The organism is Acidithiobacillus sp. TH-A117, assembly GCF_057473465.1.
Genome location: NZ_JBYCKQ010000021.1, coordinates 16,679 through 35,946 on the forward strand (window position 1 = coordinate 16,679; position 19,268 = coordinate 35,946).

Genomic DNA, 19,268 nt, shown 5'->3' on the forward strand with positions numbered 1-19,268 from the left:
TGGATAAGCCATAATCACCTGACAGTATCAGGATGACTATTTCTTATGGTCATCCTCATTTCGGAAGCTTTCTTCTGCAGCATCCATTTCATCGGCGGCGCTACGTTCAGGCATCTGCTCGTCGGCATCTGCGGTTTGTTCTGGCATTGGTTTAGGTGCCGGAATTCTGGCCGCGAAGAACAGGCCTAACTCGAAGAGCATGTACATGGGAATGAGGAGCAGCACCATGGACATGACATCGGGCGGGCTGAGGATGGCTGAGGCGATGGCACAGACCAAAAAGGCATAGCGCCGGCTTCGCCGTAATGTGGCCACCTGAAGGATGCCCACCCGCACCAGCACGACAATCAAAATGGGAATCTGAAAAGCCAGACCAAAAGCCAGGGAAAACTTCACAATCAGGGACAGATAGCTGTCCACTTTGGGCATGGCGGTGATGTCCGACCCGGAAAAACTGGTAAAAAATCGAAAAGCATTGGGAAAAACGACAAAATACGCAAAGAGCATGCCGCCTACAAACAAAAAAATGGAGGCGAAAATCAGCGGGAAAAATGCCTTACGTTCATGTTCATACAAGCCCGGGGCCAGAAATGCCCAGAATTGATAGAGCACTACAGGCAATGCCAGTACAAATCCGGAAATCAGAGATAATTGTACATAGGTGAGAAACACTTCGGGAAGACTGGTGTAAATCAGATGGCTGCCCTTGGGCAGAACCGCAATCAAGGGTGCAGCAAGGATATTATAAATGCTTTTAGAGAAAGGATAGGAAACCAGAAAACCGACAAAAATGGCAATGATGGCTATCAGCACCCGTCGGCGCAGTTCCAGCAAGTGCCCCAAAAAAGTATTTTCCGCCAGCTTCTCCATGGTTATGCAATTTCCTCAGGCGGAATATCGGGACAAAGTAATAATAACAAGTCGGGAGATGTCCAAGAATAAAAGGGGTGCAGGATAAAATAAAGATCATCGCTCCATCAGCGGTGAAAAAAAGCCATCAGTGCAGTCGATCTTCCGGTCCGGGACGATCATCGGCATGCATCGTCGCCGGGATGGTATCAATATCCAGCTCCCCCTGTCTGCCGCCGCTGCTTTCCGGAACTGCCACTGTTGCAGAAGAGGCATTTTCACTGCTCGCCCGAAGTGATGAGGACGCGGTGATATCGCCGGGCAGCAACTCCTCATTGGCATAATCGCGGATCTTGTCGGCTTCTTTCCGTAAATCGTCGAGCAAAAGCTGCTGTTCCACCTCTGAGCGCAGGCCAGTCATGGTACGGCGCATGACTCCGTACCATTTGCCTGCTGTCCGCGCAAGTTCCGGCATTTTTTCCGGGCCGACCACGAGCAGGACAATAATCCCGAGAAGTGCCAGTTCACCGAAGCTGAAATCAAACATGGCGGATCAACGATTAACGGTTTCGTGCTCTTTGCTGGGCTGGACACTGGCATCAATGGTATGGCCGATGCTTGCGTCCTTCTTTTCTTCCTCTTCCTTAACAGCGGAGCGGAAGCTCTTGATGGCGGAACCCAGATCCGAACCGACATTACGTAATTTGGCGGTTCCAAAAAGCGCTACCACTATCAACAAAATGATCACTAAATGCCAGATACTAAAAGCGCCCATCACTGCTCTCCTTGCCCCAAGGGGGCTATGCGCTACAAGCTAACTCTTTGACCATAGGAAAAAATATTGGTTGCGTCAAGCTGGTGGAAGGCGTGCTGCCTTTTCTTCCAGACCGGAAACACCCTCACGTCTCGCCAGTTCTCCGAGGACGTCATCAATATGCAATTCCTGTTCCTCCAAGGCGACCATCACGTGAAAGAGCAGATCGGCGGCTTCGGCAATGATCGGTTTTTGCTCATGATTTTTGCATGCCAGAACAAACTCCGTGGCTTCTTCACCGACTTTTTTCAAAATCCGGTCCTGTCCGCCATGGAGCAGCTGCGCCACGTAGGACTGGCCGGGATCAGCCTGCCGGCGTTGCTGCAGGGTTGCTTGCAGGCTGTCGAGAATGCTGCCGGGTGGCGGTGCCTGGTGTTGCCAGCCAGCGCTATCAGCCACCCCCTGAAAAAAACAGGTAGGCTCTCCGGTATGACAGGCTGCTCCTTCCTGAATGACGCGCATCAGCAGGGTATCTCCGTCACAATCCAGGCGCAGGTCAACCAGGTGCTGATAATGTCCGGAGCTTTCTCCCTTGCGCCACAGGGCCTGGCGGGAGCGTGACCAGTAGGTGCCCATTTTGTCCTGCAAGGTCGCCTGGAGGGCTTCGGCATTCATCCAGGCCAGCATCAATACCTGACCGGTGCGGGCATCCTGGGTGATGGTCGGTACTAGACCGTCGGCGTTCCAGTGGATGGCGCTCAGTAGTGCGGTGTATGACTGGTCACCCATGTTGTTGTCCACTCTCTCGATGTTCGACTCTTGCTGGTAGATTACGCAAAACGCACCGGGCTGGATGCAAGCCCCGAATTTTCAGATCGATTCCCGTACAGGAATACCGGCTTTGGCCATCTCGGCCTTGACCTCGGCAATACGAAACTGGCCAAAATGAAAGACGCTGGCGGCCAGGACGGCATCGGCATGGCCTTGCAGTACCCCATCGGCAAAATGGGTGATGGCGCCAACGCCGCCCGAAGCGATGACCGGAACCGCAACCGCATCGCTGACCGCGCGAGTGAGTTCCAGATCAAATCCTTGACCAGTACCATCGCGGTCCATGCTGGTCAGCAGAATTTCACCAGCACCGTAATCCGCCATGCGTTGGGCCCAGCTAACCGCGTCGAGGCCGGTGGCATGACGCCCGCCATGGGTGAAGACTTCCCAGTGATCTCCCACCCGTTTGGCATCAATGGCCACGACAATGCAGGAGTTGCCAAAACGCCGGGCAGCAGATCGCACCAGCTCCGGTTCTTTGACGGCGGCGCTGTTGATGCTGATCTTGTCCGCTCCCGCCAGCAGTAGCTGGCGGATATCGTCCACGCTGCGTACCCCACCACCGACGGTCAAGGGAATGAATACCTGGGCGGCGACGGCCGAAACCACATCGGCGAGAGTGCCTCTTTGTTCATAACTCGCAGAAATGTCGAGAAAAGTCAGCTCATCGGCGCCTTCGTCGTTGTATCGTCTGGCAACCTCCACCGGGTCACCGGCATCGCGCAGGGCCACAAACTGGACGCCCTTGACGACGCGCCCGTGGTCAATATCCAGACAGGGAATGATGCGCTTGGCGAGCATCCGCTTAAGCCTCGGCCTGGGCGCGAGCGCTGGCAAAATCCAGGCTGCCTTCATAAATGGCCCGCCCGGTGATGGCGCCGGTGATGCCGTCTTCTTCATGGGCCTTGAGTTCCAGCACCTGCTGCAGATCGGCAATCCCGCCGGAGGCGATGACGGGAACAGGAACCGCCTGTGCCAGGGCGACGGTAGCGGGAATGTTGGGTCCGCTCAACATGCCATCGCGGCTGATATCTGTATATATGATGGCTTCGATACCATCAGCAGCAAAATGTTGGGCGAGATCTACGGGATCATGACGCGACAGCTTGGACCAGCCCTCGGTAGCGACTTTCCCGTCCCGGGCGTCGATGCCGACCATGATATGTCCCGGAAAGCTGACGGCCGCGTCCCGCACGAATCCCGGAGCCTTGACGGCCTGGGTGCCGATGATGACATAGCGGACCCCCGCCTGGATGTAGATTTCTATTTGTTCCTCACTGCGGATGCCGCCACCGACCTGGATTTCCAGATCGGGAAAGCGTTCGCAGATGGCGGCAATAGCCTGGGCATTGACGGGAGTGCCTTGTACCGCACCATCCAGATCGACAATATGCAGGCGTTTGGCGCCACCATCTACCCAGCGCTGGGCAGTGGCTACGGGGTCATCGGAAAAAATGGTATGGTCTTCCATCCGTCCCTGGCGCAAGCGCACACAACTCCCGCCCTTGAGGTCGATGGCCGGAATCAACAACATGACAACATCCTCCGTAAAATCATTTTGAGCGTCATCTGCTTACATTGCACATTGGGAGCCGCAATCGCCATCCCAGGTGAGAAAATTGCCGAGCAGGCGAAGTCCGGCATTGCCGCTTTTTTCCGGGTGGCATTGCAAGGCAAAAAGGTTGTCCGCCGCTACTGCCGCGCAGAAGGGGAAAGCGTAGTCACTGAAGGCGGCCAGAATTTCCGGTGCCGCAGGCTCCACATAATAGGAATGCACAAAATAAAACCGGGCATTCTGGGGGACGCCGGCAAAAAGCGGATGATCCACCAGTTGATGCAATTCATTCCAGCCCATGTGGGGGATTTTCAGGCGTTGCCCGTCGGGTGTTTGCAGGGCTTCCTCGGGAAAAGGGATGACCCGCCCCGGCAGCAGGCCAAGCCCCGCATGTTCACCGTGTTCTGCGCTGCTGTCCATGAGCATTTGCATGCCCAGACAGATGCCCAGAAAGGGGCGGGTCTGGGCGGCCACCCTGACAAAATCACTGAGCTCCCGGGCTTCCAGGGCGGCCATGCAATCCCCGAAAGCGCCGACGCCGGGAAAAATAATCCGGTCAGTAGTCGCCAGCTCACTCACCTGATCGCTGACGATGGCCTTGCCACCCAGATATTCCACGGCTTTGGCCACGGAATACAAGTTGCCCATGCCGTAATCAATAATGCCCACCCGTGCGCCATTCATAAGCTCAAGGTGCCTTTGGTGCTGGGCACATGGCCGGCCATGCGCGGGTCGGGAGTAACGGCCATGCGCAGGGCGCGGCCACAGGCCTTGAACAGGGTTTCAGCGATGTGGTGGGCGTTGCGGCCGCGCAGGGCATCCAGATGCAGGGTGAGCATGGCATGGTTGACGAAACCCTGGAAAAACTCATGAAAAAGGTCCACATCAAAGCCGCCGACCTGGGCACGGGGGAATTCCACGGCAAATACCAGGCCCGGACGACCGGAAAGATCTACGACGACCCGGGACAAGGCCTCGTCCAGGGGCACATAGGCATGTCCGTAGCGCTGGATGCCAGATTTATCCCCTACTGCCCGGGCAAAGGCCTGGCCCAGGGTGATGCCAATGTCTTCGACGCTGTGGTGGGCATCAATCTCCAGATCTCCCTGCGCCTGAATGTGCAGATCAAAAAGTCCATGGCGGACAATCTGGTGAATCATATGGTCCAGGAAAGGCAGACCGGTGTGTAAATCCGCCTGTCCGCTGCCATCCAGGTTGAGCTGCACACGAATCTGGGTCTCCAGGGTGTTTCTTTCGACTTCGGCTTGACGCGACTTCACAGTAATGACTCCAGTACGGAGAGAAAACGGCTATTTTCGGCAGGTTTGCCGATACTTACGCGTAGATAGTCGCCGAGACGGGGGTGACCTGTAAAGGCTTTGATCAGCACCCCGCCTTTTTTCAGACCGTCATAAATGGCCGGGGCTTTGCCGGGAACGTGAAACAGCAGGAAATTGGCCGCACTCGGCCAGACCGTCAGGTGCAGGGCGGCCATGGCCTTGAACAGCCTTTCCCGCTCGGCACGCAGAATCTCGGCCTGATCATCGAGTATGGTGCTGTGCTGGAGAAAAAAAGCCGCACTGCGCTGGGTGAGGATGTTGATATTGTAGGGCAGACGTAGTTTGTCCAGTTCCTGAATCCACTCGGCGGGCCCGGCCAGCATCCCCAGACGTAATCCTGCCAGCCCCTCCTTGGAGAGGGTGCGCAAGAGGAGCAGGTTGGGATACTGTCCCAGCCTTCCGGCAAAAGTGGTCTGACTGAAGGCATGATAGGCTTCATCCACCACAACCAGACCCGGAGCTGCCTGGATAATGGCCTCCAGGGCAGCCTCGGGGAACAGGCTGCCACTGGGGTTGTTGGGCCAGTCGAGGAAAATGATGGCTGGCTGGTGCTCGCTCATGGCCCGGAGCATGGCGGGCAGGTCCAGCTGAAATTCCCCATCCAGGGGCACGCCGACAAAGGGCAGCCCCAACTGTCCGGCCAACAGGCGGTACATCACGAAACTCGGGTCCACCGCCATGATCGGCCGCCCCGTCCCAGCTACGGCCGTGACCAGAATCTGAATCAACTCGTCGGAGCCGTTACCGAGCATCAGTTCGATGCCGACCGGCAAGCCGATATGGGTTTTGAGCGCATTGATGAGGGATTCGGGATGAGGATCCGGGTAACGATTGAGGGGAGCATCCGCCAGGCTCTCCAGCCAGGCCTGATGAAGCAGATCGGGTAGCCCATAAGGATTTTCCATGGCATCCAGCTTGATCAGTCCGCTGCTGGGCGCGACCGCGTAGGCCTTGCTGGCCAGCAGTTCCGGGCGCAATAAGGATTCCATCAGGCTCCGGCTACTCATGACTGGTGATCCGTCACCCGGCAGGCGGCTGAACGGGCATGGGCGGTCAAGCCTTCACCCAGAGCCAGGCGTTCGGCCAGACGCCCCAGGGTATTGGCGCCGGCGGGGCTGGCCTGAATCAAGCTGCTGCGCTTGACGAAGTCATACACTCCCAGCGGGGAAGAGAAGCGGGCGCTGCCGCCCGTGGGCAGGACATGGTTGGGTCCTGCCACATAGTCGCCCAAGGCTTCGCAACTATGGATGCCCATAAAGATGGCGCCGGCATTGTGAATGTCGGGCAGCCAGCTTTCCGGGTCGCTGACGGCCAGTTCCAGATGCTCGGCGGCTACCAGATTGGCAACTTGGCAGGCCTCGGCGCGATCCCGCACACGGATGACCGCACCGCGATCGGCCCAGCTCTTGCCGGCGATGGGCGCACGGTCGAGCATGGTCAGGGCCTTGTCCACGGCGGCGACTACCGCTTCAATGTGGGCGTCATCCCAGCTGATAAAAATACTCTGGGCGATTTCATCATGTTCGGCCTGGGAGAGCAGATCCCAGGCCAGCCATTCCGCTGGCGCTGAAGCATCGCTGAGAACCAGAATTTCACTGGGTCCGGCAATCATGTCTATGCCGACCCGACCAAAAACCATGCGCTTGGCGGTAGCCACATAAATATTGCCGGGCCCGACAATCTTGTCGACGGCGGGCACCGTCTCCGTGCCATAAGCCAGTGCGGCAACGGCCTGGGCACCACCGATGCGAAACACCCGATGCACTCCGGCGATGGCGGCAGCGGCCAGCACCCAGGGATTGACCTGACCTTTGGGGGTGGGTACCACCATGATGATTTCTTCAACGCCGGCAACCCGGGCAGGAATGGCATTCATCAGAACGGAGCTGGGGTAGGCCGCCTTGCCGCCGGGAACATAAATCCCTACCCGGGACAGGGGGAGAATGCGTTGCCCCAATCGCGTCCCATCGCTTTCCGTGAAGCTCCAGCTTTCACTGCGCTGCTGTTCGTGATAACTACGAATGCGTTGGGCTGCTACTTCCAAGGCCTCGCGTTGCAGAGGCTCCAGGCTGTGGAGGGCTTTTTCCAGGTCCGCCCGGGGTATTTCCAGTTCGGCGGCAGTGCGGGTGGCGAGGCCGTCAAAGCGCTCGGTAAAAGTGCGCAGAGCCGCATCGCCCTGGTCACGGACCGCAGTGACAATTTCCCTGACCCGGCTTTCCACCGCCATATCCAGATTGGCATCCCAGTCATGCAGGGCATGAAATTGCCGGGTGAAATCGGGATCGCGGGTATCAAGACGGTTCATGGCTTACCTGTGCCTCCAGTTGGGTGATCAATTGTTCGATGGCACGACGTTTGAGTTTCATGGCGGCGCGGTTAACTACCAGACGGCTGGAAATCGGCATGATTTCCTCCACCTCGACCAAGCCGTTTTCGCGCAGGGTACGGCCGCTGGAAACCAGATCGACAATCCGATCTGCCAATCCTACCAGGGGCGCCAGTTCCATGCTGCCGTAGAGCTTGATGATTTCGGTTTGTACGCCCCGGCCATGAAAGTAGTCACGGGTAATATGGGGATATTTGGTGGCAATGCGCACCCGTTCCCAGTGTTGCGGGGCATCGGTAGCCGCCAGGGCGGCGGGTTCGGCTACCGACATGCGGCACAGGCCAATACGCAGGTCCAGTGGCTCATACAAATCCAGCCCCTCCTGCTCCAGCAGCACATCCTTGCCGGCAATGCCGACATCAGCGGCACCCCAGGTCACATAGGTGGGCACATCGCTGGCGCGGATGACCAGAAAGCGGACCTGAGGATCCGTACTGGGAATGATGAGCTTGCGCGATTCATCAGGATCTTCGGCCAGTTCGATGCCTGCCCCTGCGAATAAAGGGATGGCTTCCTGAAGGATGCGGCCCTTGGAGAGGGCGATGGTGATGCCGGTATTCATGATGCGCTCCTGAGACTACTATTGCTGATGCGGCGAATATCCGCGCCGAGAGCCCCCAGTTTTTCCTCGATAACTTCATAGCCGCGATCGAGATGATAAATCCGGTCGATGAGGGTTTCTCCTTCCGCGACCAGCCCCGCGAGCACGAGGCAGGCTGATGCCCGTAAATCCGTGGCCATGACCGGCGCGCCATGGAGTTTGGGGACGCCGCGTACCACGGCAGTTTTGCCGTCGGCGGTGATTTCGGCACCGAGGCGCTGCAATTCGGAAACGTGCATGAAGCGGTTTTCGAAAATGGTTTCAGTAATCACCCCGCTGCCCTCGGCAATACAGTTGAGGGCCATGAACTGGGCCTGCATATCTGTGGGGAAAGCCGGAAAGGGAGCGGTGCGGATATCCACGGCGCGCGGGCGCTTGTGCATGCGCAGGCGGATAAGATCGGCGCCCGTGGTCACTTCTGCCCCGGCCTCGCGCAACTTGAGGATGACACTTTCCAGCAGGCTGGCGTCGGTACGTTTCAGGCAGACATCGCCTCCGGCCATAGCCGCCGCAACCAGATAAGTACCGGTTTCAATACGGTCAGCTACTACGCTGTGTTCGGCGCCATGCAGTTCCTTGACCCCTTCGATTTCGATGACCGACGTTCCGGCACCGGAAATGCGCGCGCCCATGGCATTGAGACAGCGGGCCAGATCGACAATTTCCGGCTCACGGGCGGCATTTTCCAGAGTGGTGCGCCCTTCGGCGAGAGTGGCCGCCATCAGCAGGTTTTCAGTGCCGGTGACAGAAACGATTTCCATGACAATCCGGGTACCGATGAGGCGCGCCGCCCGGGCTTTAACAAAACCATTTTCCACCGTGATTTCTGCGCCCAAAGCCTGCAAACCACTCAGATGCACGCTGACCGGACGACTGCCGATGGCGCAGCCACCGGGGAGGCTGACTTCCGCAGAACCGTGACGGGCGAGCAGCGGGCCGAGCACGAGAATGGAGGCCCGCATGGTTTTTACCAGTTCGTAGGGAGCTACCAGGGAGTGTACGGGCCTCGGATCTACTTCAATGCCGAGTTGGCCATCCACCAGCACCCTGGCTCCTAGGGTGCTGAGCAGTTCCAGGGTAGTGGTAATATCCCGCAGGTGGGGAATATTGCGCAACTGCACCGGCTCTTTGGCCAGCAAAGTGGCGGCCAGACAGGGCAACGCCGCATTTTTTGCCCCGGATATCCGCAGTTCGCCACGCAGGGGGCCATTACCACGCAGCAGCAATTTGTCCATAGGGTGGTTACAGACTCCTCAGACGCTTTGGGCTTTCTCCACCAGTTTCTGGAGTTCACCCTGCTGGTAGAGGTCAGACATGATATCGGAGCCGCCGACAAACTCACCCTGGATATACAACTGGGGAATGGTCGGCCAGTTGGAAAACTGCTTAATGCCGTCACGAATTTGCGGGTCGGCCAGAACATCTACGGTGAAAAGCTCCTTGACGCCAGCCTGTTGCAACAACTGCACGGCGCGCGCCGAAAATCCGCACTGCGGGGCGCGGGGATTGCCCTTCATGTAAAGTACAACCGGATGTTTTTCAACTTGTTCCTGAATCAGTTCTTGAATGGTAGCCATGCTAATCCTCGTTACGTATACGGCGTGAATGGGTTTCAGTGGCGGGTAGAATGACGTATCTGTTCCGCCTGGTCAGGGGTGAGGGTGCGCAGAGACAGCGCATGAATTTCTTCACGCATACGCTCACCCAGGGCGGCATAAACCCGCTGGTGTTGTTTGACCGGAGACATGCCGACAAAAGTGGCTGAGATGACCAGTGCTTCGAAGTGGGCGCCGTCATCTCCCAGCACTTCCACCTGAGCATCCGGGAGTTCCTGCTGAATGAGTGATTTGATCAAGTTCGCGTTCATGTGAAGCATTGTATCCCATCAGCAGCGATTTGTGATCCCCTGTAGAGGCTTTTTCAAAGCGCGGTCCGATACTACTGACGCAGTTTGTAACCGCGATCGAGCAGGCGCCAGGCAAAAAAGCCGGTAATGAGTGCAAAAGCCAGGCTGACCCCCAGGCTGACCCAGATACTGACATCCGAATCGGCAAAAAAACCGTAGCGAAAACCATCAATGATATAGAAAAAAGGATTGACCAGGGAAACCTGCTGCCAGATTTTGGGCAGGGATTGGACGGAATAAAACACGCCAGCCAGAAAGGTCAGGGGCATGATGATAAAATTCTGAAAACCAGCGATCTGGTCGAATTTTTCAGCCCAGAGCCCGGCGATGAGGCCCAGGCTTCCCATGCCACTGGCCCCGAGGATGGCAAAAACCAGAATCCACAGGGGGTGAAGGATGGGAATATGCAAATACAGTAAGGCCAGCGCAAAAATCGCCAGCCCTACCAACAAACCCCGAAACACCGAGGCGGCGACCATGGCGGTAAATATTTCGCTGGGTGTGAGCGGGCTGAGCAGCACAAACACTATATTTCCGGTCACCTTGGATTGAATGAGGCTGGAAGAGCTGTTGGCAAAGGCGTTTTGCAAGACCGACATCATCATCAGACCTGGCACAATGAAGGCTGTGTAACTGACGCCCGGGTACACGGTGATATGGCTGCCCAGAGCATGTCCAAACACCACCAGATAGAGGATAGTGGTGATGAGCGGAGCGGCAATGGTTTGCAGCCAGACTTTACTGAAACGCAGGGTTTCCTTGTAAAAAAGGGTCCAGGTAGGGGCAATACTGCCGCGCATACCGCTGCCGCTATCAGATACAGATGGAAGCTGACCCAAGGTTTCAGGCATCGCTGCCGCGCAGGCTCGGTTCCAGGATTTCCACATAAGCGCTATCGCGAATGCGGTGCTGCCACTCTTCCATACGCTCCCGGACAATGCGGTTGAACAGTTGCATGCGCGCTGCCGCCATGATCTGTTTTTCCTCCACAGGCTGCTGGCGTTGGCCCTGGGACTGGAGAATATAGATGGCATCCCCCTCGCGAATCGGGCTGCTGACCGCGCCGGGCTGCAGGGTAAGCAGGGTGCGTTCGAGGGTATCCGGCAACTGTCCGGGGGTAATCCAGCCCATTTCCCCGCCTTTGGCGGCTGTATTGGGGTCCTGGCTGTAGTTGCGGGCGAGTTCAGAGAAACGGCTGCCATTCTGCAAGGCCGTCTGGATATCCTGGGCGCGGGCTTCGGCTTCCTGGAGTTGCAGGCCACTTCCGGCTCTGAGCACAATGGCCGCCGCCTTGACTTCGGTGATGGTCGGTTGCTCGTCTTTCTTGTCAAGGAGCTTGAAAATGTGGAAACCGGTGGGGCCGGCAATCACCGGACTAATATCTCCGGTTTTCAAGGACATGAGACTTTGGGATACCGAAGCGGGCAGCTCGCCGGCTTTTACCCAGCCAATGCGCCCACCCTGCAGGGCGTCACGGCCACTGCTGACCTGGGCAGCGAGGCGCGAAAAGTCTTCACCGGCAATCAGATGATTTCTCACCTCGGCGGCCTGTTGACGGGCGGCACTGATGGCATTAGGGGTCGGATTGTTGGGCAGGGGGATGAAAATCTGCTGCAGATTAAAGCTGACGCCACCCATTTGCTTGAGTTGATGGGCGAAGGTTTTGACTTCATCGGGGCCGACATGGACGTGGCTTTCCACTTCCTGCTGCATGAGTCGATCCACAATGATGCGATCCTTGAGATCGTTGGTGAAGCTCTCCCAGGATTGCCCCTGGCTGGTCAGGGCTTCCCTTAACTGATCAGCAGTCATGTGATTGGCCTGGGCCAGATTGTTGACGGCCTGATCCAGCATCCCCTTATCGACCTTGATGTTTGCACGCTGTGCCATCTGCAGTTCGATATCCTGCAGAATCATCTGCTGCAGCACCTGGCGGCGGAGAATGTCCTCGGAAGGCACGGCATTGGGATCGCTCTGCTGAAGGTGGGCACTGACGGCGCTGACCCGCTGCTCCAGTTGCATGGACGTGATGATATTGTCGTTGACGATAGCGACGATTTTATCCAGATTCACCGCATTGCTGGGCATCGGTGCGGTCATGGGGGCCAGCGTCGAGTTCTCTGAATAGGTATGGGTGGCTGGTGCTGACGAGGCGGCCGGCGCCGGTCTCTGGGCCAGGAGGGTATCCCGATTCAGAAAAGGGGTGCTGGCCCAACCCGCTACAGGCAGTGTTCCGAGTAACAGACCCAGGGCAATAACAAGTGGACGACGTTTGCAGGACATCAAAACTCCATACTGGCGCCCGGCACATACTGGCTGAGCAAACCGGTTGAGGCATTACCCAGGCTGGTTAGGCCGCGCAACACGATCTCGAAATAAACAGCATTATTGGACTGCCCGCCAAGCAGGATCTGATGATAAACCATCATATGGGCTGCCCAGCAGCCGCCATCATAGCCGATCCCTACCAGCTCCTCCAGAGGCTTGCTGTCGGTCACATCATACTGATAGCTCCCCAGTAACTGCCAGTTCTTCAAGACCGGCCAGGCAGCAGAAACCCCGGTTTGATCGACGAAATCCCGGGTAAAGCGATAGTCGAGGTTGATGACCCGCTGGGGACCGGGCAACCATTGGGCGCGAAAGTTGAGGCGGTCAAGCTGGCCGTTCCGGGGATTGACCTGGGAGCTGGCGAGCAGGTTCATGTCCGCCAGCGGCGCGTATTGCCCCTCGAAAAAATAATTGGACTGGATGCTCTGGGGAACGATGTCTCCGGCAAGATTGATTTGCCGCTGATTGAAGTAGCGAATCTGGCCCACGGCGGCTTCCCAGAGCTGGCGGCCGCCGGGAGTCAGCCAGGTACCGCGCAGACCATAGGCAATCTGATTGGCGGCATTGATGCGATCACTGCCGGTATAGAGGACGTTGTCGGAGAAAATGTTGGGAAAATCCAGATAGGGGGCGCTGGCATCAAAATTGGGTATGTCATTCTGGGCCTGCAGGGGAATGTAGGTGTATTTGAACAGGGGTTGCAGGAGTGCGGTACTCCCATTGCTGCCGTAGCGGACAAAGTTCAGTCCCCCCTTCAGGCTCAGGGCGGGAAGGGTGCGGTTGACGGCGCGGGCATAGGGCGCATTGCGCTGAATCTGGTAATGGCTGTAGTACAGCCGCGCCTGCGGTTCGAGAAATCCCCAGCCCCGGCTGAAGCGCCAACCGAGGGTGGGAGTCAAATCCAGACGCTGGCCGATGGGGCCGGTGGCTGCCGAAAAATAATTGAAGCTGCTCTGCCAGTTAAAATAGCCATTGCGTCCCACCCGCCAGTAGCCATCCGCATAAAGGCGGGGCAGTTGGGCGTAGGGTGCGCTGCTGTTTGGCGCGAGCTCCTGATAACCCTGCAACTCAGCGCCCGCAGTGATGTGGGCATTGTTGTAATAAATCCCCCCGCTAGAGGTGATGTAGGGAGCATTACCAATCCCGCCAATGAAACTGCTGCCGAAACCAGCGGTGCTGCCGAAGTCCGAGAGAAAGTTTTTGTAACTGACACGATTGTAGTTGACGTTGAAACTGAAGCCGTCGCCCAGGTTCTGGTTGTGTTGCCAGGAAAGAGCCCAGACATTTTTATGGGTGAGTTGATCCGAGGGGAGCAAATCCACAAAAAGCTTGCCGCTGTAATTGGGCTCTAAATAACGAAACTCGTTTTGCAGCATAACCCCACGGCGGGTGAAATAATTCAGGGTCAAGGTGTCATCCAGATTACGGGCAATATCAAAATAATAGGGAATGCCCAGGTAAAAGCCGTTGATGGTGGAACTGCCTACCCCCGGAGCCAGAAAGCCCGAATGGCGTTTGAGGGGGAAGCTGAAATAGGGCATCCAGAATACCGGCACTCCCGCCACATTCAGGGTGGTATTTCGGGTGGTCACATAATTATTGTTCTGGTTGAGGTCCAGCTGGCTGCTCCAGAGTTGCCAGGCCGGGACTTTGCCGTGGCAGGTGGTGTAGCAGGCCTCATTGAGTTGATAGTGACCCTTGCTCAACTCCCGACCACTTTGAGCATGACCATGTCCCTGCTCGGCTTCGAGCAGATAACGGGGGTGTACGACCACTCCCTCGTTGGCCTTGAGATGAATGGTAGCCTGTGGTGCTGCCGTAACCAGACCCGGGCTGACCATGCGCACATGGCCGTCCGCCAGAATTTCATCCTTGCGCTGGTCGTAGTGCACCGTATCGGCATATACCCGTCTGTCTCCATAGAGGACTTCGACATTGCCGGCGGCCGTCCAATGGCCGCTACCCAGCCCGTTGACCTGGTCGGCGTAAAGGGTGACGGGTTTTTCCAGCGCCGCCCAGGCCAGGCCGGGACTCAACAAGGTTGCCAGCAGCGCCAGATAAATCCGCCGTCGTGATACAGCGCTGGGTCCGGATGGAAGCGGACTGCCATGCCGAAAATCACGAAGCTGCTGGAGAGGGCTTTTCATAGGCGCCTAAAATCGCACAAAATGCTTTTATGTCGCAATCTCTAAAATCGAACAACATCACGGCGCCGACGATTTCTGCGGAGGGTCTGACGGTACATGCTGCAGCCTGGTTACGCAGCCGGGGAGTGAACCCCGCGCAGGTCCAGGCCATTCCCGGAGACGCCAGTGCCCGGCGCTACTGGCGGCTGACCGGGCAAAGGCTGTTTATGGATGCTCCGGCGCCGGAGGATATTTTGCCCTTTTTGCGGGTGCAAAGGCGTTGGCAGAATGCCGGACTGCCGGTACCCCGCATTCTCGCGGCGCAGTTGCAGCCGGGATTTGTTTTGCTGGAGGATTTGGGGAATACAGACCTCAAGACCATGATCGATGCGGGTACCCATAGCGATCTGTGGTTGCAGCAGTCCCTGGATCTGATCATCGCGCTGCAGCGGGCTGGCAGTGCTGATACATCCCGACCCCTCTTGCCCTGTTTTTCCCGGCAACGTCTGGAGGATGAGCTGGCTTTATTCCAGGACTGGTATTTGCGCAAGCATCTGGGCATGAACCTGGATGAAAATGAGCGACAGGTATTGCAACAGCTTTTCGGGCTCCTGGTGGACAATGCCTTGCAGCAGCCCCAGGTGTGGGTGCATCGGGATTTTCACGCCCGTAATCTCATGGTGCAGGCGAGGCCCTGGCGCCTGGCCATGATTGATTTTCAGGATGCCGTGACCGGGCCCTGGACCTATGATCTCGCCTCCTTGCTCTGGGACCGGTATTGGGATTGGGGACAGGCCCGACGGCGAAACTGGATTCTCGATTTTCAGCGCAGGCTGATTGTCGCCGGCCTAAAGGCTCTGCCACAAGATATCTTTCTGCGCAGTGTCGAAAGGATGGCCTTGCAACGTAATCTCAAGATTCTCGGCATTTTCTGTCGCCTGGCTTATCGGGATGGCAAGTCCGGATATCTGGATTTGCTGCCGCAATTTCGAAAATATGTGCTGGATGCCTTGACAGAAGATGCGCAGTTGAGTGCATACCTCCCGACCTTCGTGCGCTGGCTGGCGGCATGATGCGGGCGATGATTCTTGCCGCCGGGCGCGGCGAACGCTTGCGTCCTTATACGGATCATCTTCCCAAACCCCTGCTGGAAGTGGGCGGCAAGCCCCTCATCGTGCGCCACCTGGAATCGCTGGCGGCGGCGGGTATCCGCGAGGTCGTTATCAACATCGGTCATCTCGGTGATCAGATTGTGGCGAGGTTGGGGCATGACTGGCAGGGTGTAAAAATCATCTACAGTGACGAAAGAGCGGGGCGGCTGGAAACTGGAGGTGCTTTGATCCGGGCTCTGCCCTATCTGGGCAAAGCTCCTTTTCTGCTGGTCAATGGCGATATTTGCACGGATTCCCCTGGAATCTGCTCCTCCGTGAAAATGCCGCTTCCGCACATCTGGTGCTGGTGCCCAATCCTGCAGAGCATCCCGCTGGCGACTTTGCCCTGAATGCGGGAGTAGTGGCTTTGCAGGGCGAAGAACGTCATACTTATGCAGGCATCGCGCGTATCGACCCAGCCCTGCTGCAGGCTTACCCGGAGCTGTCGGCACCCCTGGCTCCCTGGTTGCGGCAGTGGATTGCCGAGGGCATTGTGGCGGGAACCCTGTATCAGGGAATATGGACAGATGTGGGTACGCCGGAGCGATGGCAGCTGGCGCAGGAAACTTGCAGGATACGGCACGATGGAATTTGATCTGGTAGCGGTCCAGAAGGCGGTAACTGTGCCCGGTGAATCTCGGGAGCACTGGCGGCGGGACTGGTTGGAACTGATGGAGCTTGCAGTCTGGGGGGATTTGCGCAGTTCCCAGATTGGTCTGGCCGGCAAATTGCGCAAAAGGGTGCTGGAGTTTGGCGAGCGCTTGCGCTCTTACGCCAGTGACCGGAGCTGGATACCCCATCCCCGTGAGCAGATTAAAAATGCCCTGAGCAGTAGCTTGCAACTACGCGAAGTGATGGAAAAAGTAGGAGAGGTGTTGAGTCAGTTCGCCGAGGGAGCCGATCTCGCCTGTCTGCAGGTCTTCTGGGAGGCTTTCAGCGCCAGTCTGATGGCCGATGTTACGGAGCGTGAAGCTGCGTTGGTTGCCTTGTTGAACCAGCAATACCAAGAAGAAGTTTGATTTATTTTGAGCCGGGTCTACCAGAATCATCTATGAAAATCGTGTATACGTTAGTCATTATTGGCGCTTTGGCGCTATTCGCCCTGTTGTTGTGGTGGGCGCGTGGACAAGTATCGGTCAGCAGCAATACGCCGAAGGACAGCAGTAACTGGTATGTCCAGCATCCCCGGCATCTTGCCGCCGAGAACATGCGCTGCTGGACCTTGCTGCGCCAGACCTCTTTTGCCGACATCGACAAGGTCATGGCTGCCCATCCCCATTGCCATGCCGTATATGAAGCCATCCAGGAACAAAGCGGTGACAATGCAGGCTGAGGATTTAAGGTCGTGACGGGCGAGCTGGACGCGCAGCTTCTGCTGACCACCGGACGCGATGTACTGCGGCTGGAGGCGGAGGCGGTGGGAGCCCTGGAAGCGCGCCTCGATCACAGTTTTGTCGAGGCCTGCGCGCTCCTGCTGCAATGCGCGGGGCGGGTAGTGGTGAGTGGCATGGGCAAGTCCGGAATTATCGGCAAGAAAATCGCCGCGACCCTGGCCAGTACCGGTAGCCCGGCCTTGTTCCTGCATCCCGCCGAAGGCAGTCATGGTGATCTCGGGATGCTGACCCGCTCCGATTGCCTCCTGGCTCTGTCCAATTCGGGAGAAACGGCGGAGTTGCTGGCCATTCTTCCGGTAGTCAAGCGTCTGGCTGTGCCCCTCATCGCCATGACCGGAAATCCGCTGTCGACCCTGGCGCGTAGCGCTGCTGTGCACCTCAACTGCAGTGTGGAGCGCGAAGCCTGTCCCCTGAATCTGGCGCCTACAGCTTCTACCACGGCGACACTCGCCATGGGCGACGCCCTGGCCATGGCCTTGTTACAGGCCCGGGGGTTTTCGGCTGACGATTTTGCCCTCTCCCACCCCGGCGGCAGTCTCGGCAAGCGCTTGCTGCTGCGGGTCCAGGACGTGATGCATCGGGATCAGGCTCTGCCCAAAGTGCAACGGGAAACCCTGATGCGTGATGCGGTCCTGGAAATGACCAGCAAGGGGCTGGGCATGACGGCGGTAGTGGACGCTGAGGACCGGGTTTTGGGGATTTTTACCGATGGCGATTTGCGCCGGGCCTTTGCCGAGCGTCAGGATCTCTGGGAGCAACCCATGGCGGTCCTCGCCCATACCCAACCCCGCAGTATCCGTGCCGAGGCGCTGGCCGCCGAAGCTCTGGCCCTGATGGAAAGTCATCGGGTGGGTGCCTTGCTGGTGGTGGACGATGATCACAAACTGATTGGCGCATTGAATATGCACGATTTGCTGCGGGCCGGGATTGTATGATGCTTTTAGCGCCGCAAGCCCTGACTGAACGTGCCGCGCAAATTCGGCTGCTGATCCTGGATGTGGACGGAGTGATGACCGATGGCCGCCTGTATTTTGATGATGCCGGCTGCGAAAGCAAGGCCTTCCATGTGCGCGATGGTTACGGGATCAAGCTGCTGCAGTCCCGGGGAGTGGAGTTGGCCATCATTACCGCACGATTCTCTCCGGCGGTGGCCCACCGCGCCCGGGATCTGGGTATCCAGCACCTTTTTCAGGGCTGCAAGGACAAACTGCTGGCGTACCGTGAGCTGAAGCTGGCCTTGCAGATCGAAGACCCGGTGGTGGCCTATATGGGCGACGATCTGATTGATCTCCCCATTTTGCTCCGCGCCGGATTGGCCACGGCACCTGCTGACGCGCACCCGGAACTGGCCCACCAGATCCATTGGCAAAGCCGCTATCAGGGTGGTCGCGGCGCTGTGCGTGAATTGTGTGACCTGATTTTGCAGGCCAAGGGTTGCTGGCCCGAGCTCTTGCTTCAGGCCAGCCAAAAGGGACATTGCTAATGTTGCGCCTGCGTCTCCCCAGCCTGGGTTTCACGGTGCTGGTGCTGATTCTTGCCGGGCTGGTCTGGTGGTCCTGGCCACAGCGCCCGCTGGCGTTGCCGCAGATTGACTGGCACGGTCAAATCCACAAGGGCGATCAGGCCGCAGAAGATGTGGTCATGCGCCAGTATGATGCGGCCGGCAAGCTGGATTTGCTGGCCACGGCGCATACGGCCTATCACGAACCCCATCGTGATCAAACTATCCTCAGTGACGTAGTGGTGAAACGCTTCCGGCCCGGACAGGAGCTGAACTTGCGTGCTGATCAGGGCAAAGTCGAGGGTTCGACGCATCTCATTACCCTGTGGGGAAACGTCATCGGGACGCTGAAACCAGATACCCGTTTTCTGACCGGGAAGGTGCACTATGATCCGCAAACGGGCATTATTAGCACCCAGGATGCCGTCCGTCTGGAACACGGACAGGACTGGATGACCGGAAAAGGACTCTGGGCATCGGTCAAAACCGAGGAGGTCAATATTTTGCAGAATGTGCGTGGCGTCTATGCGCCGTAACTTTATGCGG

General features: G+C 57.6%; 25 protein-coding genes. 8 read left to right on the forward strand and 17 right to left on the reverse strand.

Annotation, left to right across the window (positions count from 1 at the left end):
* Positions 1 to 36: 36 nt before the first annotated feature.
* The 17 genes from tatC to AC2VLR_RS04135 form a co-directional block, all read right to left on the reverse strand.
* Complete coding sequence (tatC, locus tag AC2VLR_RS04055; RefSeq protein WP_215842489.1) at positions 37 to 870, reverse strand: twin-arginine translocase subunit TatC; 834 nt, start codon at positions 868 to 870, stop codon at positions 37 to 39.
* A 127-nt stretch (positions 871 to 997) separates the two neighbouring features.
* The gene (gene tatB / locus AC2VLR_RS04060) at positions 998 to 1,396 is read right to left on the reverse strand and encodes a Sec-independent protein translocase protein TatB (protein WP_486880961.1); all 399 of its coding nucleotides are present in this window, start codon (positions 1,394 to 1,396) and stop codon (positions 998 to 1,000) included.
* Positions 1,397 to 1,402: 6 nt separating this feature from the next.
* Positions 1,403 to 1,624: a Sec-independent protein translocase subunit TatA gene (gene tatA, locus AC2VLR_RS04065; RefSeq protein ID WP_101536421.1), complete on the reverse strand. Its 222-nt coding sequence runs from the start codon at positions 1,622 to 1,624 to the stop codon at positions 1,403 to 1,405.
* A gap of 75 nt (positions 1,625 to 1,699) precedes the next feature.
* Positions 1,700 to 2,392 (reverse strand): bifunctional phosphoribosyl-AMP cyclohydrolase/phosphoribosyl-ATP diphosphatase HisIE, encoded by a 693-nt coding sequence (gene hisIE / locus AC2VLR_RS04070; protein WP_486880962.1) that lies wholly within the window; start codon positions 2,390 to 2,392, stop codon positions 1,700 to 1,702.
* An 81-nt stretch (positions 2,393 to 2,473) separates the two neighbouring features.
* Positions 2,474 to 3,235, reverse strand: a complete 762-nt coding sequence (gene hisF, locus AC2VLR_RS04075) for an imidazole glycerol phosphate synthase subunit HisF (protein ID WP_486880963.1) — start codon at positions 3,233 to 3,235, stop codon at positions 2,474 to 2,476.
* 4 nt (positions 3,236 to 3,239) lie between these two features.
* The gene (gene hisA / locus AC2VLR_RS04080) at positions 3,240 to 3,968 is read right to left on the reverse strand and encodes a 1-(5-phosphoribosyl)-5-[(5-phosphoribosylamino)methylideneamino]imidazole-4-carboxamide isomerase (protein ID WP_215842493.1); all 729 of its coding nucleotides are present in this window, start codon (positions 3,966 to 3,968) and stop codon (positions 3,240 to 3,242) included.
* A 39-nt stretch (positions 3,969 to 4,007) separates the two neighbouring features.
* On the reverse strand, positions 4,008 to 4,673 hold the full coding sequence (gene hisH, locus AC2VLR_RS04085; protein WP_215842494.1) for an imidazole glycerol phosphate synthase subunit HisH: 666 nt from the start codon (positions 4,671 to 4,673) through the stop codon (positions 4,008 to 4,010).
* Positions 4,670 to 5,269, reverse strand: coding sequence for an imidazoleglycerol-phosphate dehydratase HisB (gene hisB / locus AC2VLR_RS04090; protein WP_215842495.1), 600 nt, complete (start codon positions 5,267 to 5,269; stop codon positions 4,670 to 4,672). Before hisB ends, hisH begins: the two co-directional genes overlap by 4 nt.
* Positions 5,266 to 6,336 (reverse strand): histidinol-phosphate transaminase, encoded by a 1,071-nt coding sequence (gene hisC / locus AC2VLR_RS04095; protein WP_486880964.1) that lies wholly within the window; start codon positions 6,334 to 6,336, stop codon positions 5,266 to 5,268. Before hisC ends, hisB begins: the two co-directional genes overlap by 4 nt.
* Complete coding sequence (hisD, locus tag AC2VLR_RS04100) at positions 6,333 to 7,634, reverse strand: histidinol dehydrogenase (protein ID WP_486880965.1); 1,302 nt, start codon at positions 7,632 to 7,634, stop codon at positions 6,333 to 6,335. Before hisD ends, hisC begins: the two co-directional genes overlap by 4 nt.
* A complete protein-coding gene (gene hisG, locus AC2VLR_RS04105) occupies positions 7,621 to 8,277 on the reverse strand; it encodes an ATP phosphoribosyltransferase (protein WP_486880966.1) in 657 nt (218 codons plus the stop codon). Before hisG ends, hisD begins: the two co-directional genes overlap by 14 nt.
* Positions 8,274 to 9,551 (reverse strand): UDP-N-acetylglucosamine 1-carboxyvinyltransferase, encoded by a 1,278-nt coding sequence (gene murA, locus AC2VLR_RS04110; protein ID WP_486880967.1) that lies wholly within the window; start codon positions 9,549 to 9,551, stop codon positions 8,274 to 8,276. The genes hisG and murA overlap by 4 nt, the downstream gene beginning before the upstream one ends.
* An 18-nt stretch (positions 9,552 to 9,569) precedes the next feature.
* Positions 9,570 to 9,893 (reverse strand): Grx4 family monothiol glutaredoxin, encoded by a 324-nt coding sequence (grxD, locus tag AC2VLR_RS04115; protein WP_215842500.1) that lies wholly within the window; start codon positions 9,891 to 9,893, stop codon positions 9,570 to 9,572.
* 35 nt (positions 9,894 to 9,928) lie between these two features.
* Complete coding sequence (locus AC2VLR_RS04120; protein ID WP_486880968.1) at positions 9,929 to 10,171, reverse strand: BolA family protein; 243 nt, start codon at positions 10,169 to 10,171, stop codon at positions 9,929 to 9,931.
* Positions 10,172 to 10,254: 83 nt separating this feature from the next.
* Positions 10,255 to 11,073 carry an ABC transporter permease gene (locus tag AC2VLR_RS04125; protein ID WP_486880969.1) on the reverse strand — a complete coding sequence of 273 codons (819 nt, stop codon included), beginning with the start codon at positions 11,071 to 11,073 and terminating at the stop codon, positions 10,255 to 10,257.
* Positions 11,066 to 12,505, reverse strand: a complete 1,440-nt coding sequence (locus tag AC2VLR_RS04130) for a peptidylprolyl isomerase (protein ID WP_486880970.1) — start codon at positions 12,503 to 12,505, stop codon at positions 11,066 to 11,068. Before AC2VLR_RS04130 ends, AC2VLR_RS04125 begins: the two co-directional genes overlap by 8 nt.
* The gene (locus AC2VLR_RS04135) at positions 12,505 to 14,697 is read right to left on the reverse strand and encodes an LPS-assembly protein LptD (protein WP_486880971.1); all 2,193 of its coding nucleotides are present in this window, start codon (positions 14,695 to 14,697) and stop codon (positions 12,505 to 12,507) included. Before AC2VLR_RS04135 ends, AC2VLR_RS04130 begins: the two co-directional genes overlap by 1 nt.
* A 29-nt stretch (positions 14,698 to 14,726) precedes the next feature.
* Between AC2VLR_RS04135 and AC2VLR_RS04140 the strand changes: the two genes are divergently transcribed.
* The 8 genes from AC2VLR_RS04140 to lptC are packed head-to-tail and all read left to right on the forward strand — an operon-like array spanning position 14,727 to position 19,258.
* Positions 14,727 to 15,749 carry an aminoglycoside phosphotransferase family protein gene (locus AC2VLR_RS04140; protein WP_486880972.1) on the forward strand — a complete coding sequence of 341 codons (1,023 nt, stop codon included), beginning with the start codon at positions 14,727 to 14,729 and terminating at the stop codon, positions 15,747 to 15,749.
* Positions 15,746 to 16,177 carry a sugar phosphate nucleotidyltransferase gene (locus AC2VLR_RS04145; RefSeq protein ID WP_486880973.1) on the forward strand — a complete coding sequence of 144 codons (432 nt, stop codon included), beginning with the start codon at positions 15,746 to 15,748 and terminating at the stop codon, positions 16,175 to 16,177. The genes AC2VLR_RS04140 and AC2VLR_RS04145 overlap by 4 nt, the downstream gene beginning before the upstream one ends.
* Positions 16,135 to 16,422, forward strand: a complete 288-nt coding sequence (locus tag AC2VLR_RS04150; protein WP_486880974.1) for a glycosyltransferase family protein — start codon at positions 16,135 to 16,137, stop codon at positions 16,420 to 16,422. The genes AC2VLR_RS04145 and AC2VLR_RS04150 overlap by 43 nt, the downstream gene beginning before the upstream one ends.
* A complete protein-coding gene (locus AC2VLR_RS04155; RefSeq protein WP_486880975.1) occupies positions 16,412 to 16,846 on the forward strand; it encodes a hypothetical protein in 435 nt (144 codons plus the stop codon). Before AC2VLR_RS04150 ends, AC2VLR_RS04155 begins: the two co-directional genes overlap by 11 nt.
* 32 nt (positions 16,847 to 16,878) lie before the next feature.
* On the forward strand, positions 16,879 to 17,160 hold the full coding sequence (locus tag AC2VLR_RS04160) for a hypothetical protein (RefSeq protein ID WP_215842505.1): 282 nt from the start codon (positions 16,879 to 16,881) through the stop codon (positions 17,158 to 17,160).
* Positions 17,161 to 17,172: 12 nt separating this feature from the next.
* Positions 17,173 to 18,156 carry a KpsF/GutQ family sugar-phosphate isomerase gene (locus tag AC2VLR_RS04165; protein WP_486880976.1) on the forward strand — a complete coding sequence of 328 codons (984 nt, stop codon included), beginning with the start codon at positions 17,173 to 17,175 and terminating at the stop codon, positions 18,154 to 18,156.
* Positions 18,153 to 18,704 carry a KdsC family phosphatase gene (locus AC2VLR_RS04170; protein ID WP_486880977.1) on the forward strand — a complete coding sequence of 184 codons (552 nt, stop codon included), beginning with the start codon at positions 18,153 to 18,155 and terminating at the stop codon, positions 18,702 to 18,704. Before AC2VLR_RS04165 ends, AC2VLR_RS04170 begins: the two co-directional genes overlap by 4 nt.
* Positions 18,704 to 19,258, forward strand: coding sequence for an LPS export ABC transporter periplasmic protein LptC (gene lptC, locus AC2VLR_RS04175; RefSeq protein ID WP_486880978.1), 555 nt, complete (start codon positions 18,704 to 18,706; stop codon positions 19,256 to 19,258). The genes AC2VLR_RS04170 and lptC overlap by 1 nt, the downstream gene beginning before the upstream one ends.
* Positions 19,259 to 19,268 lie beyond the last annotated feature (10 nt).

Bases quoted from the DNA above. Each gene is read 5' to 3' on its own strand.
- AC2VLR_RS04145 (WP_486880973.1), top strand. From the start codon at position 15,746: ATGATGCGGGCGATGATTCTTGCCGCCGGGCGCGGCGAACGCTTGCGT.
- lptC (WP_486880978.1), top strand. From the start codon at position 18,704: ATGTTGCGCCTGCGTCTCCCCAGCCTGGGTTTCACGGTGCTGGTGCTG.
- hisIE (WP_486880962.1), bottom strand. From the start codon at position 2,392: ATGGGTGACCAGTCATACACCGCACTACTGAGCGCCATCCACTGGAAC.
- AC2VLR_RS04170 (WP_486880977.1), top strand. From the start codon at position 18,153: ATGATGCTTTTAGCGCCGCAAGCCCTGACTGAACGTGCCGCGCAAATT.
- AC2VLR_RS04160 (WP_215842505.1), top strand. From the start codon at position 16,879: ATGAAAATCGTGTATACGTTAGTCATTATTGGCGCTTTGGCGCTATTC.
- tatA (WP_101536421.1), bottom strand. From the start codon at position 1,624: ATGGGCGCTTTTAGTATCTGGCATTTAGTGATCATTTTGTTGATAGTG.
- hisG (WP_486880966.1), bottom strand. From the start codon at position 8,277: ATGAATACCGGCATCACCATCGCCCTCTCCAAGGGCCGCATCCTTCAG.
- murA (WP_486880967.1), bottom strand. From the start codon at position 9,551: ATGGACAAATTGCTGCTGCGTGGTAATGGCCCCCTGCGTGGCGAACTG.
- AC2VLR_RS04125 (WP_486880969.1), bottom strand. From the start codon at position 11,073: ATGCCTGAAACCTTGGGTCAGCTTCCATCTGTATCTGATAGCGGCAGC.
- hisD (WP_486880965.1), bottom strand. From the start codon at position 7,634: ATGAACCGTCTTGATACCCGCGATCCCGATTTCACCCGGCAATTTCAT.
- tatB (WP_486880961.1), bottom strand. From the start codon at position 1,396: ATGTTTGATTTCAGCTTCGGTGAACTGGCACTTCTCGGGATTATTGTC.
- AC2VLR_RS04130 (WP_486880970.1), bottom strand. From the start codon at position 12,505: ATGTCCTGCAAACGTCGTCCACTTGTTATTGCCCTGGGTCTGTTACTC.
- AC2VLR_RS04135 (WP_486880971.1), bottom strand. From the start codon at position 14,697: ATGAAAAGCCCTCTCCAGCAGCTTCGTGATTTTCGGCATGGCAGTCCG.
- hisA (WP_215842493.1), bottom strand. From the start codon at position 3,968: ATGTTGTTGATTCCGGCCATCGACCTCAAGGGCGGGAGTTGTGTGCGC.
- grxD (WP_215842500.1), bottom strand. From the start codon at position 9,893: ATGGCTACCATTCAAGAACTGATTCAGGAACAAGTTGAAAAACATCCG.
- AC2VLR_RS04140 (WP_486880972.1), top strand. From the start codon at position 14,727: ATGTCGCAATCTCTAAAATCGAACAACATCACGGCGCCGACGATTTCT.
- hisH (WP_215842494.1), bottom strand. From the start codon at position 4,673: ATGAATGGCGCACGGGTGGGCATTATTGATTACGGCATGGGCAACTTG.
- AC2VLR_RS04155 (WP_486880975.1), top strand. From the start codon at position 16,412: ATGGAATTTGATCTGGTAGCGGTCCAGAAGGCGGTAACTGTGCCCGGT.
- hisF (WP_486880963.1), bottom strand. From the start codon at position 3,235: ATGCTCGCCAAGCGCATCATTCCCTGTCTGGATATTGACCACGGGCGC.
- hisC (WP_486880964.1), bottom strand. From the start codon at position 6,336: ATGAGTAGCCGGAGCCTGATGGAATCCTTATTGCGCCCGGAACTGCTG.
- tatC (WP_215842489.1), bottom strand. From the start codon at position 870: ATGGAGAAGCTGGCGGAAAATACTTTTTTGGGGCACTTGCTGGAACTG.